Source organism: Microcystis sp. M109S1, assembly GCF_020247025.1.
In the GTDB taxonomy this organism is placed as follows: Bacteria; Cyanobacteriota; Cyanobacteriia; order Cyanobacteriales; family Microcystaceae; genus Microcystis.
Genome location: NZ_JADBRW010000194.1, coordinates 1 through 12,084 on the forward strand (window position 1 = coordinate 1; position 12,084 = coordinate 12,084).

13 protein-coding genes are annotated in these 12,084 nt (G+C 40.9%); 8 read left to right on the plus strand and 5 right to left on the minus strand.

The window, feature by feature from the left end; genetic code table 11:
• Nucleotides 1–53: 53 nt before the first annotated feature.
• Nucleotides 54–197: a hypothetical protein gene (locus IM322_RS09330; protein WP_287676458.1), complete on the plus strand. Its 144-nt coding sequence runs from the start codon at nt 54–56 to the stop codon at nt 195–197.
• A complete protein-coding gene (locus IM322_RS09335) occupies nt 134–307 on the plus strand; it encodes a type II toxin-antitoxin system PemK/MazF family toxin (RefSeq protein WP_286825658.1) in 174 nt (57 codons plus the stop codon). The genes IM322_RS09330 and IM322_RS09335 overlap by 64 nt, the downstream gene beginning before the upstream one ends.
• A gap of 43 nt (nt 308–350) precedes the next feature.
• Here the strand turns inward: IM322_RS09335 and IM322_RS09340 are convergent, their stop codons facing one another.
• The 5 genes from IM322_RS09340 to gpmI form a co-directional block, all read right to left on the minus strand.
• Nucleotides 351–1,067 carry a peptidase gene (locus IM322_RS09340; RefSeq protein ID WP_287676456.1) on the minus strand — a complete coding sequence of 239 codons (717 nt, stop codon included), beginning with the start codon at nt 1,065–1,067 and terminating at the stop codon, nt 351–353.
• On the minus strand, nt 1,068–1,301 hold the full coding sequence (gene secG, locus IM322_RS09345) for a preprotein translocase subunit SecG (RefSeq protein ID WP_002736485.1): 234 nt from the start codon (nt 1,299–1,301) through the stop codon (nt 1,068–1,070).
• Nucleotides 1,302–1,368: 67 nt separating this feature from the next.
• A complete protein-coding gene (locus tag IM322_RS09350; RefSeq protein WP_287676455.1) occupies nt 1,369–1,710 on the minus strand; it encodes a type II toxin-antitoxin system RelE/ParE family toxin in 342 nt (113 codons plus the stop codon).
• Nucleotides 1,694–1,951, minus strand: a complete 258-nt coding sequence (locus IM322_RS09355) for a hypothetical protein (protein ID WP_002736285.1) — start codon at nt 1,949–1,951, stop codon at nt 1,694–1,696. Before IM322_RS09355 ends, IM322_RS09350 begins: the two co-directional genes overlap by 17 nt.
• A gap of 29 nt (nt 1,952–1,980) precedes the next feature.
• Nucleotides 1,981–3,579 (minus strand): 2,3-bisphosphoglycerate-independent phosphoglycerate mutase, encoded by a 1,599-nt coding sequence (gpmI, locus tag IM322_RS09360; RefSeq protein WP_287676454.1) that lies wholly within the window; start codon nt 3,577–3,579, stop codon nt 1,981–1,983.
• Nucleotides 3,580–3,685: 106 nt separating this feature from the next.
• Here gpmI and IM322_RS09365 point away from each other — a divergent pair, with 106 nt between their 5' ends.
• The 6 genes from IM322_RS09365 to IM322_RS09390 all read left to right on the plus strand — a co-directional run bounded on the left by IM322_RS09365 (nt 3,686) and on the right by IM322_RS09390 (nt 11,608).
• Nucleotides 3,686–4,663: a phosphate ABC transporter substrate-binding protein gene (locus IM322_RS09365; protein ID WP_287676453.1), complete on the plus strand. Its 978-nt coding sequence runs from the start codon at nt 3,686–3,688 to the stop codon at nt 4,661–4,663.
• 391 nt (nt 4,664–5,054) lie between these two features.
• A complete protein-coding gene (locus IM322_RS09370; protein ID WP_002792945.1) occupies nt 5,055–5,534 on the plus strand; it encodes a hypothetical protein in 480 nt (159 codons plus the stop codon).
• Nucleotides 5,535–5,599: 65 nt separating this feature from the next.
• Complete coding sequence (locus IM322_RS09375) at nt 5,600–6,175, plus strand: GUN4 domain-containing protein (protein WP_287676457.1); 576 nt, start codon at nt 5,600–5,602, stop codon at nt 6,173–6,175.
• Between the two features lie 11 nt (nt 6,176–6,186).
• Nucleotides 6,187–7,716 carry a hypothetical protein gene (locus IM322_RS09380; protein ID WP_287676452.1) on the plus strand — a complete coding sequence of 510 codons (1,530 nt, stop codon included), beginning with the start codon at nt 6,187–6,189 and terminating at the stop codon, nt 7,714–7,716.
• Between the two features lie 60 nt (nt 7,717–7,776).
• A complete protein-coding gene (locus tag IM322_RS09385) occupies nt 7,777–10,326 on the plus strand; it encodes an SPFH domain-containing protein (protein WP_287676450.1) in 2,550 nt (849 codons plus the stop codon).
• A 70-nt stretch (nt 10,327–10,396) separates the two neighbouring features.
• A complete protein-coding gene (locus tag IM322_RS09390; RefSeq protein ID WP_287077555.1) occupies nt 10,397–11,608 on the plus strand; it encodes a DUF4407 domain-containing protein in 1,212 nt (403 codons plus the stop codon).
• Nucleotides 11,609–12,084: the final 476 nt, after the last annotated feature.

Here is a 12,084-nt window from a genome sequence, read left to right on the forward strand (position 1 = left end):
ACTCAAAACGGACGGGTCGAAAGTGTCAGACTTAAGCAATTAAGCGTTTTTCGGTGAAGCGTCAACCCCGTTCAGCGACCACCCTAAAAAAGTGGCGTGGTGAGGAATCGCCGTCCGTTTTACGGCGGCGAGGATGTCAAATCCCCAATTGGCGACTGGTGAAGCTGGCTTACCCCAAAATTCTATTATTCTTTTAGATCAGGTACGAGCGATCGACTCAAATAGGATAGTACGCTATTTGGGATCTCTTTCAAGCGATCGATACAGAAGAATTTTCAATAGCCTTCAAACTATGTTGCTTCCTTAACAACAAATTCATCGAACCCGACAACCCTGCCACCGAAATTTACCTATTCAGGTATTAGATACCCTAGCTGATCCATCTGCCAACCTAACTGAGTTGGCTGCTGATAAACCTTTTTTAAAGTGTTAATATCCCGGCTAGAAATCGGGGCAATATCTCTAGTTTGAGCGAAATACATCACATCCGTCTCTAGGGGACTATGACCCCAAATTCCCAAAGCGTGACCTAATTCGTGCCGCGCTGCCGCTAAGGCCGATCGATCGGCTAAATTGGGACTAATCTGGATACTCATCCGATGAGTTAAGCGATTTTCCTTGACAAAAATCTCGTATTGTGTTATGGCAGAACGCACCCGGGGCAGTTCTAACTTACCCGTTTCGGCATTAAAACGGACTCCCGACGGCGGTAACTCCTGTTTAATGAGGATATCGGCCAATTCTGCCCGATTTACCAACTCGATCGGCAAATACTGCCCCCATTCAGCGATCGCCTGTTGTACCAAACTCAGCCAAGAACTGCGATCGCTTTGAACATAAATCTTCACGGGAAATTGCGACCAAATCAACGCTCCCACGGGACTGATTTCCACAGCATCAAAATAATCCCCAGGTTGGTTTTGCTCTTGCCATTGGGCTAAATTAGCGGGTAAAGGATGGGTTTTTAACTCCGGTAGCGATCGACTGTCGGCGATCAAAGAATAGGAAAACAGCAAAAGACTCGCCAAGGCTGCGAGTCCTAGAAAAGAGAACCGACCTCTCAGCATTTAGCGATTTAACCAGCCGGCGCTCAGTACAATAGTTAGGGTGATAAATACCGTCCCCAACGCCCAAGTCACCTGATTTAAGGTTTTTTCCGCCGTTTTTGCGCTGGTAAAAATCTGTGATTGGCCGCCAATACCGCCAATACCATCCCCTTTGGGACTGTGTAATAACACCAAAATCGCCAGAAAGGCCGCCGCCAGCGCCCAAATAATCTGTACTACCAGCACCACTGTCATGATCATTACTCTCTATTTTCCATTACAAAGTATAGCAGTTATCAAGCAGTCAGCTTTGAATTAGTTATCAACTAGGGTCCTCTTCATCCTCTATATCCTCAACTGTTAGTGGTGCTTGGGCGCTATGGCGAACATATAACACATAAACCGTACTATCTCTAATTGTAAAAAGCACTCGATAGACATTTTTACCTTTCCCATAAAAAAGTTGTCGGACTTCTTTGGGTAGAAAAATCCTCTGTTCGAGCGCTAAAGCACAACGAGTTGGTTTCTCTTGCAGAGTCGCAATAGCATTCATTAATCCTCGAAACCAACGGTCAGCAAACTCAGCATTATAAACTCGATACCAGCGATAGGCTTTTTCGATCTGTGCCGTGGCAGTTGCGGTAATTTCAACCTGAAATACCATATTTTTCGGCCATTTCTTGGGCAAAATCGGCAAGAGGACGGGTTTTACCAGAGTTGATCTCCTCAAAACCTTGCTGAATCCCCTCGATGCTCTCTAAATACTCCATCAGTTGTCTGAGCTTACTAGGATCGATTTGATCGAGAAAAGTCACCAGCACTTGTGAGCGATCGCTAATATCATTGGGTAACTCGGTTAGGTGTATTTGTCCATCTCGATAAACACCTTCGATGGTTTTCAGCATAAAATTCCCCTTTATTGACTTTTTACCTGTTAAAGCGAGATTCGGACGGGAGTGCGACTGGCTTTAATTTCCACCTCGGCCGGTTTAATCAGCGATCGCCCAGTCATTTCTACTGGGACGGGAATTTGGAGAATTTCGAGGATAGTGGGGGCAATATCGGCTAAACGACCATCATCCCGCAGCTGCACATCGCCACCGTGGCCCGGTATTTTTCTCCCTTCCCCTTCAATTAAAATTAAAGGAACGGGATTAGTCGTGTGGGCCGTCCAAGGATTACCCGACTCATCCACCATCGTTTCAGCGTTACCGTGGTCCGCGGTGATTAACACTGTTCCCCCCAATTTATTGACGCTACTTAACAACTTAGCCAAGCATAGATCCACCGTTTCCACTGCTTTCATTGCCGCGTCTAAAATGCCCGTATGACCCACCATATCGGGGTTAGCGTAATTGACCACCACGAGACTATAGATCCCCTGTTCAATCGCCGCAGAGACCGCTGCTGTCACCGCGGCTGCCGACATGGCCGGAGCTTGGTCATAGGTGGCGACTTTCGGACTAGGAATTAATTCGCGCACTTCTCCCTCAAAGGGTTTTTCTAACCCCCCATTAAAAAAGTAGGTGACGTGGGGATATTTTTCGGTTTCTGCACAACGAAATTGTTTTAATCCCTGTTGAGCGATCACCTGTCCTAAGATATTATTTAAATTCTGGGGAGCAAAGGCCACATCTACCGGTAATTTCGGATCGTATTGGGTGAAAGTGACAAAACTAAGCGGAGAAATTAAATCTCGATCGAAATCTTCAAAATCGGGCATAGTCAGGGCATAACATAACTGTCTAGCTCGATCGGGACGGAAATTATAGAATATCACCCCATCGCCCGCTTCGATCGCCCCCGGTGCAATCCTAGTGGGGAGAATAAATTCATCGGTAATATTTTGGTCATAAAATGCTTGTAATACTTCCGTGATCGATCGCCCGTCAATACCTTGATCACTGGTCATAACGTTATAAGCTTTTTCGACCCGATCCCAACGGTGATCCCGATCCATGGCATAATAACGGCCACTGAGAGTCACCATGCGACCGAGACTGATTTTATTAATATGTTCTTGAATCCGTTTAATAGCGAGCATCCCGTCGGTGACATTGGTATCGCGACCATCGGTGATGACATGAATGCAGACATCGCTAATCCCTTGCACTTTCGCTAAGTCTAATAATCCCAGTAAGTGAGCGAGATGGGAATGGACTCCCCCCTCAGAACATAAACCAATTAGGTGTAATTTGCTTTTTTTGGGGCGAATCTCCCCGCAGAGTTTTAATAAAGCCTGATTTTGTTGAATCGAACCATCTTCGATCGCATCGGAAATTCGTACTAATTCTTGTGGTACAACTCGCCCCGCTCCGATATTCAGGTGGCCAACTTCCGAGTTGCCCATCTGTCCTTCTGGTAGGCCTACATCCTTAGCGGAGGTGCGGATTAAGGTGTGGGGATACACTTCCCAGAGACTATCCATAATCGGGGTTTTCGCCATTGCGATCGCATTATCCGACCTTTGCGGGCGATAACCCCAACCATCAAGGATAACCAGCACGACTGGGGATATAGGTGCGTGGGTCATGATATACAGTCCTAAATCAAGAGTGGATTTCCATGCACTAAGATAATATCATCGAAACTTCCATTGATCACCGATGTGGAGGCGATCGACCCCCTAATGTCAGCAAATGATGGGTATGTCTCAAAAAAACGAAACAACTGCTTTAATAATCGCTCTTTTAGCCACTGCGAGCATTTTAGGTGGGGGTTACTTCTGGCTGCAAAGTCAATGTGCCGCGGGTCAAGAATTCTTTCTCTGTGGCAGCGGCAAAAGTCCGCAAAAACCCCCAACATCGGGAAGCACCTCCTCTCCCTTACCTCCTCCCCCCTCCCCCCAGGGAGTGGTCAGTTTTGCCCCACCGACTTCTATTCCCAGTGGCACGACAATTCGCATTAACGGCGCTACCAGTATGGTACAGATTAATCAAGCCTTAAAAGCCGCTTTAACTGCCAAATTTCAGGGGGTAGAGGTCTTGACAAATGCTCAAGGATCTGATATCGGATTAGAGGAAGTAGCCCGGGGGGCGATCGATATTGCGGCGGTGTCACGACCTTTAACCGAGTCGGAACGCTCTCAGGGACTGGCTTCTAGTCCGATCTTTCGAGATGCGATCGCTATTGTGGTGGGAGTAAAAAACCCCTTTGCGGGAGGGTTAACCACTGCCCAAGTTAAAGATATTTTTACCGGAAAAATCACTTCTTGGTCGGAGGTGGGCGGTTCTACTGCTACTATTCAAGTGATTAATCGTCCTCCCATTAGTGGCACTTATCAAAGTTTTCGTCAGGAAGTCCTGCAAGGGGCAGAATTTGGTACAGGAACTAATTTTCAAATGATGGTGAGGGATGCCACCACCCCAATTTTGCGAGTTTTGGGACTGAATGGCATTAGTTACGCCACCTATAGCCAAATTGCCAACCAAACAACCGTCAGGGCGCTCGCTATTGAGGGAATTTTACCCAGTGAACCTAATTATCCCTGGCAGCGTACCCTTTACTACGTTTACAAAGAACCTGCTAGTGAAGCGGTCAAAGCTTTTATGGGTTTTGTGACCTCTAGTGGTGGTCAAGAAGCGATTTTTCGGGCTAATGAAGATCTACAAAAGTAGTTAGCGAGAATATCTGAAAATCTGGGAAATTTTACCTAAAATGTCGGATGAATCCCCCCGCTACATTTTTCGACTGTATAAAGACTAGACACCTCCAATTCTAATTAGCTAGAATTGCCGCAAGGCCCGCTAATTGTTATTGTGAGATTATGACTGGGAGACAAAAAACCCTACTTATACTCTTTGGGACACAGAGAGTCTGCCTCGGTGATAGGAAACTATTACGCCAGTTAGTGCCTTCTTTAGGGAAGAGCAAAACCTGCGGAGGCTGAGTAAGACCAAAGCTAAGGAACCACTTGGCGGAGGCATTGGCCGATGAAAGAGGAAGCCCTCGCTTTTAGCGACGAGTATGTCACTATTACCAGACTAATTGAAGGTGAAGAATTAAGCTATGAACAAAAATCGTCTGAATGAGATTGAGTCCCATCTTAAACTGCTTTATGAACAAAGAAGGGAGACGGAAGAGGCTATTATTACGGCTCCAGCAGGTGGTAAAACCATCCTGAAACAGCAACTTCGGTTACAAATTCTTAAACCCATTCGAGATTATGAACAGGAATATTGGCAAATTATCGCTGGTCAGTCTAATTTAGTTAAAATCTCAGAAGCAGACGCAGAAGTTGTTATCGCCGAATTTGTGGAAGGAGTCGGACAACTTCGGGGAGAAAATGCAGAAGTTATAGAATATTTGCAAAAAATCCTCGCTAAAGTCGAAGAACCCGGTCCAACAGCCGCCGCTAAACTTAAAGCGGTTGTTTCTTCGATTCCTCCTTTTGTGGGAATTTCCTACGAGGCTGAGTTGGACACGGAAAATTTCTTAAATCGCTATTTTCCTACTTTTATGAAGGCAGTGCAACGCCTAAAAAAGTAATAGGGCAGGATGTCTCATCAGCCCAACAAAAAGAAACTCCTCAAAATATTTCATCAAAAACAATTCTGGTATTAGCGTCTAGTCCAGCGGCTGAAGCAAGATTACGGCTAGATCAAGAGGACAGACCTGAACCACAAGAAGGTTACGAACAGCTTTCAATTTTATTAGCTGAGAAAAAATGGAAAGAAGCGGACAAAGAAACAATGCAGATTCTGCTTCGTATTGCCGACACAACTGAAAAAAGAGTAAGGCGAAAACCAACTCAAAGAGGTTGGCTAACAGACGAAAACGTTAAAAACATTCCAATTGAAAGCCTACAAAAAATAAATAATTTGTGGTTGGCGGCAAGTGATGGTAAATTCGGTTACAGTGTACAAAAGAAAATCTGGCTGGACGTTACTCAGGTTGAATCCATTGACCATTCACAAGTCAGCTATAATATATTATTTGGTGATTTTGCCGATAAAGTTGGTTGGCAGGTAGAGGGGCATTGGCTATTGAGTTATGATAGCTTTGATTTTTCCAGACGTGCGCCCGATGGACATTTACCGACTTTTTGGTTTCCTGGTAGTAGCTGTGATCTGGACACACAAAGAAGGATATTCAAGTTTTTTCTTTCTTATAAAAAATTTCCTGAATAGGGAGGTGAAAAATGTCTTTTGATATAATTGAAATTCCGTCGGGTAAAATTGGTCTAGTCGAAGCCCAAAAAGGTGGAAATCCAGCTTTTAGTGGAAGATTTGGAAGGGTTGTTGAGTGCCAAAATTTCCAAGATGAAATCGCATTTATCAATAATGGTGGACAAAGAGGAAAACAGCTATCTTTTTTGATTGCTGGCACTTATCACATTAATCCAGAGTATTTTTACGTTGAGATTGTGGACGAAATTTGCATCAATGAAGATCAAATAGGCATTGTTACGGCTAAATATGGTCGTCAGCGTCCCCTTGGCCAACAATTTGGCAATTTTGTAGAATGTAATAATTTTCAGGATGCTCAAGCTTTTATTGAAAATGATGGTCAACAAGGTAAACAATTGGTAATTTTGACCAGTAATACTTATTCTATCAATACTTGGATTTTTGAGGTTGAAATTCGTCCTGTCACTAAGATTCCTTTGGGGGAGATTGGTCTAGTTATTGCCAATGATGGTCAAGTTATGCCTAATCATAGAAGATTAGGGAGAAGTGTTAAATGTAAAGACTTTGAAGATGCTCAAGCGTTTATCGATAATGGAGGTGAATGTGGCCCGCAGTTGGCAATTCTGCGTGATGGAAAAAAATATCAGATCAATACTGAACTTTTCACTGTAATTACCTCTGCTAATCCTGAAAAGGCTAGGCTAAAACCTGAGCAGTTGAAATACTACAAAGTAGAGCGAGATTCAATCGGTATTGTTAGAACAACAGAGGGAACAACCGATCTATCACGGATGTTTGGTCCAAGAATTGAAGGTCATGACAATTTTCAAAGTCCACAAAAATTTATTGACGTAGGTGGATACAAAGGTTTACAGGAAGAAGTTTTACTCGAAGCGGAATACTCATTAAATCCTTGGTTTGTAACAGTTGAACAAGTACCATTCGTTGAGATTCCTCCACATTGTATTGGAATATTATTAAATGTTTTCCCTGAAAGAATAGGTCATGAATTAGAAAATAATGCCATAACAATTAAACCGCCAGGAAAACATCCAATTAACACTGCTATTCAAAAAGTGTATATTGTTCCCACGAACACAATTCAAGTGAGGTGGTGGGAGATATCGAGGAATACACCTCTGGATTATCCACCTTTGATAATTAGAACAAATGAAGAATCCAAGGAGTATTTATTAAATTTAATTCTGAAGTTTACAATTCAAAAAGATTATACTTATGATTCTACTTATGAATTTATTAAAGCCGTTGCTGGCAACCTTAATGAGTTAAGGGTAGTCTCACATGAATATCTAATTTCAACATTTGTTGAAGGAAACCTTGAAGATATAGTTATTGATATTTATCGATGTGAAATCTCACGACATAACCATGAGGAATTGAAAACTAATGAGATTCAAGACAGGATTAAACAACAAGCCAAATCTAAGATTATTGAGTGGTGTAAGCATTATTACATTAATATCGAAGAAAATCAAGAACTAATGAGCTTCTTTTTCTCTAGAGACAGAGAGGAGATGTGATTTCTTTTAAAATCAGAAAACTTAGACTTTTAAAAAATACAACCAAAGGAGACAAAATCAATGGTTTTTATTAATATCAAAGAAGATGAAGTAGGCATTGTTTATAAACGATTTGGTCGTCCTCTGCCTGCGGGTCGTCGAGTTGCTCTCAATGGAGAAAGTGGTTTACAAGCGGAGGTGCTTACCCCTGGACGGCATTTGAGTTTGCCTAATCTGGAAATTCGCATTGCTAAGGCAATTGTGATTGCTTCTGATCAGGTGGGATTAGTGGATGCAAAAGACGGGGCAAGCTTACCTCCAGGAGAAAACTTTGGAAAAGTTGTCGAGTGTAACGATTTTCAAGATGCTAGGGCATTTATTCGCAATGGTGGACAAAAAGGAAAACAACGAGCTATTTTGACTAATGGTACTTATTATATTAATACTGAGCTATTCTCTGTTGAGATTGTTAATTTTATTCGTATCCGTGAAGACGAAGTAGGACTCGTGGAAGCTAGAGATGGTAAACCTCTACCGCCAGGTCAAGCCTTTGCCAAGTTTGTAGAATGCAATAATTTTCAAAATGCCCAAGCTTTTTGGGACAATGGTGGTCAAAGTGGTAAACAACTGACAATTTTAACCGCCAATACCTATCAGATTAATACCAATATTTTTAAAGTAAAAAGGGTAAAATGTATTCGCATTGCGGAGGATCAAGTGGGATTAGTTCGGGCTACCTTTGGCAAGCCGTTACCCACAACCCGAACTTTTGGTAAGGTTGTTGAATGCAATAATTTTCAAGATGCTCAAGCTTTTATCAGTGGTGGTGGTGAAAGTGGTAAACAATTGGCCTTTTTAACACCTGGAACCTATCAAATTAATACCGATTTGTTTGAAATTAAAATTGATTCAGTCACTAAAATTCCCCAAGGAGAAATTGGTTTAGTTGTGGCTACCGATGGGTCAACCCGTCCCGAAGATAGGAATTTAGGTAAAGTTGTTGAATGCCAAAATTTTGAAGATGCTGAAGCTTTTATTAAAAATGGTGGTGAAAGTGGCAAACAGTTGGCAGTTCTACCTGCGAGGACTTATCAGATCAACACTGACTTGTTTACTGTTATTACTTCTGCTAATGCCACTCAGTACAATGTAAACCCTGAAGAATTAAAGGTTTATACTGTGGGCAAAGACAAAATCGGTATTGTTACGACACTTGAAGGAAAAACCCTTCCTGAAGGGGAAATTGCTGGGAATACAATTAAAGGTCATGATAATTTTCAGAAACCCCAAAAGTTTATCGAAGCTGGGGGCTATAAAGGCTTACAGGAAGAATTTTTACAGGAAGGTTCCTGGACTCTCAATCCCTGGTTTGTTCGTGTTGAACAAGTACCATTAGTTGAAATTCTTGCCGAACAAGTCGGGGTGATTATTTCCTCTGTCGGCAAAGATAACGAGTCAAAAAATGATGATCGACTTTCAGAAGAAGGGGAAAAAGGCATACAGCGCAAACCTCTTCTGCCAGGCAAGTATGCGATGAACGGAAGAATTAAAAGTGTTCATGTTGTTCCGACAAACGAAATTATTTTGAATTGGTCTAAATCAGAAGAAAAACCAGAGTTAAACTACGACAAAAATCTTAATCCGTTGCAACTTCGATCACAAGACGGCTTTGTTTTTCAATTGGAATTGACTCAGACTATCTACATTGCGACAAAAAATGCCCCTACAATGATTCTTAAGGTTGGTGCTCAACCGATTGATGCCTTGAAACCATCACACTCTAACCCTATTGATGAGAATGAGCAAAAAGTTTTTAAATCTTCTGCCATCAGAAATTTAGTTAGTAAAGTTCTAAGCCCTATTGTTGAATCTTATTTTCAGGTTTCGGCTCAAGGATATAACGCACTTGATTTTTTACATAACAGAGGACAAATACAAAGAAACGCATCGGACTATATTAAAATGGCTCTTGAATCTTATGGTGTGCAGTCAATCCAGACATTGATTACAGACATTGATTTGCCTGATGAATTGGAGGAGCTATTAAGAGAACGTCAAATTCTGCAACAACAAGCCGAAAACTATAAACAACAAGAGTTAACTGAACAAGCCCGTCAGTCTCTCATCAAACAGCAAGAGGAAAACAAAGCTCAAATCAAATTAGTTGAAGCTCAAAGTAACTTAGAGATAGCAACTCTTAATGCTAAAGCTAAACTTGAGGAATCAAAAGTAGATGCACAAATTCAACAAGAAAAAGATGAGCTTGAGTTAAAGCGGATGCGAGAAGACTCTGAGATCAAAACCAGTGAAGACGAGAAAATTGCTGATATTCGTATGGAAGAATTTCGTCAGAGAGTTCAGGTTCTTAGTCCTGCGATTTATGCTCAGTTAGAATCAGAAGGGATATGGGCTGAGGCATACGCTAACACCAAAATTAAACTTCCAGAAGTGTTTATTGGTGCTAGTAGCGGCGGTGGTAATACTTCTGGTGGTGGAGGGATTGTTGAAGCCAGTGCTATGCAGATGGCGTTCCTAGAAATCTTAAGGGACTCGGCGAAATCAAAAAGACAAAATGATCAAATTAATATGTCACGAGAATATGAAATTCTCCCCCCTTCTGAAAATGATTAAATTCAGAGAGCGTTAATTCCTTTATTTTTGCTCTGAATTAAGAGGCATAACCATTAACTAAGGTAATCAAGTGCTAACTAAAACACGACTCAATTCTGTACAAAAATTTTTAATCTGGTCTGCGGGTGCAGACCAAGAAGTTTTGTCTCAAGAAAGTTGTCGCACAGAAAGGTATAAATATGAGTCTATCGGCACAACCGTTATTCTCACGGCAATAATGGCTTTTTGTTCAGGAGGCTATGCACTTTTTACGGTTTTTGGCTCTTTAACAATTTCAATTTCTTTGGGTTTTATTTGGGGTAGCATAATTTTTAACTTAGATCGCTTTTTTATCCTTACAGCTAGTCAAAATAAGTCTTCATCAAAACTACAATTTTGGGTAGGAGCCGTCACTCGCTTAAGCATAGCGATTCTTTTAGGTTTTATCGTTGCTAAACCTCTAGAGTTAAGATTGTTTGAGAGTGAAATCAATCAAAAAATTAGCCAACAAAGAAGAGAAAGAGAAAGAGAAGAAAGCAGAAAAGATCAAGATACTCCAGATGTCAAAAGGATCAATAAAATAAATGAAGAGATTGACAATCTCACAAGAGAAAAAAATCAAGCTTCAGACGCTTTACAAAAAGCTCGTATAGATGCGATAGAAGAAATAGAAGGTAAAGGTGTGACAGGTAAAGCCGGTGTCGGCACTATTGCAAAAGAAAGACAAAAAAATGTAGAAACAATAGAAAAAAGTGTTACTTTTTTGGATAATATAATCCAAGATTTACTCAAGGAAAAAAATAGTTTAATCAAAAAACAACAATCAAGTTTGAGTATCAAGACACCGCAGAAAAAGGAATGGCAAGAAGGAAGTCTTTTAGATCGTATCTCAGCCCTAGAAGCATTATCGAAAGATGATCCTGCTATTGCTATTACAAATAAATTAATTACTCTGTTATTAATTATTATTGAAATTGCTCCAGTTTTGGTAAAAATCTTGTCAAAAGAAGGTCTTTATGAAAAACTGCTTGAGAAAGAAACTATCGATAGAATGAATCAAGAAAATCTTGGCAAAATGGCAGAAAAAGAACTCTCAAAAATGAAAGAACTAAAAAATTTTCAGCTAAATATTGAAGCTTTAATAATTGAATATATCCGACTTAGAGAAAGAAATAAAGAAAAAATCGAAGATATACAAATGAATAAAGCAAAAAATATTTATCAGCAACATGATGAAGAAACTGCTAACTTTGTTAAGTTATGTAGAGAGCGAGTAACTAATTATGAAGATTTAGTAGATTAAACTTTATCTTAAGATAAAGATAATGATATTTTTAAAGATCAATAATAATCTCTAGAATTGCGATCCCTATGATTTTGAAATAGTGATTGCATTTTTTTATAAGTAGGGAGGCACAATTATTTGTAGGATGGGTTAGCGGTAGCGTAACCCATGCGGGTGTTGGGTTTCATGCTTCAACCCAACCTACGTTCATCTTATATTTAATTCCACCCACCTACTTAGGGGTTGCTGAATAAAGCTAAAAACCTTACAGGAAAAGGCTTTTAGCTTGATTGAGAGTCGCTCAGGTGCCCCTGAATCTGCTAAAATTACTCGAAACCCTTGCATCTTCTCTCCTTAGTACTAATGTATCGCAAGATTGAGCAACTGCCAACCTCACCAGAAAACTTCGAGTTTCCCTCGGAGGGGAAATTATCCCCAGACAATCGTTGGGTTATCATGGCCAATCTAATTCCTTGGTCAGAATTTGAAGAAGA

Excerpts from the sequence above, each read along its gene's own strand:
- secG (WP_002736485.1), bottom strand. The coding sequence starts at position 1,301 with ATGACAGTGGTGCTGGTAGTACAGATTATTTGGGCGCTGGCGGCGGCC.
- IM322_RS09340 (WP_287676456.1), bottom strand. The coding sequence starts at position 1,067 with ATGCTGAGAGGTCGGTTCTCTTTTCTAGGACTCGCAGCCTTGGCGAGT.
- IM322_RS09365 (WP_287676453.1), top strand. The coding sequence starts at position 3,686 with ATGATGGGTATGTCTCAAAAAAACGAAACAACTGCTTTAATAATCGCT.
- IM322_RS09385 (WP_287676450.1), top strand. The coding sequence starts at position 7,777 with ATGGTTTTTATTAATATCAAAGAAGATGAAGTAGGCATTGTTTATAAA.
- gpmI (WP_287676454.1), bottom strand. The coding sequence starts at position 3,579 with ATGACCCACGCACCTATATCCCCAGTCGTGCTGGTTATCCTTGATGGT.
- IM322_RS09335 (WP_286825658.1), top strand. The coding sequence starts at position 134 with ATGTCAAATCCCCAATTGGCGACTGGTGAAGCTGGCTTACCCCAAAAT.
- IM322_RS09370 (WP_002792945.1), top strand. The coding sequence starts at position 5,055 with ATGAACAAAAATCGTCTGAATGAGATTGAGTCCCATCTTAAACTGCTT.
- IM322_RS09350 (WP_287676455.1), bottom strand. The coding sequence starts at position 1,710 with ATGGTATTTCAGGTTGAAATTACCGCAACTGCCACGGCACAGATCGAA.
- IM322_RS09355 (WP_002736285.1), bottom strand. The coding sequence starts at position 1,951 with ATGCTGAAAACCATCGAAGGTGTTTATCGAGATGGACAAATACACCTA.
- IM322_RS09380 (WP_287676452.1), top strand. The coding sequence starts at position 6,187 with ATGTCTTTTGATATAATTGAAATTCCGTCGGGTAAAATTGGTCTAGTC.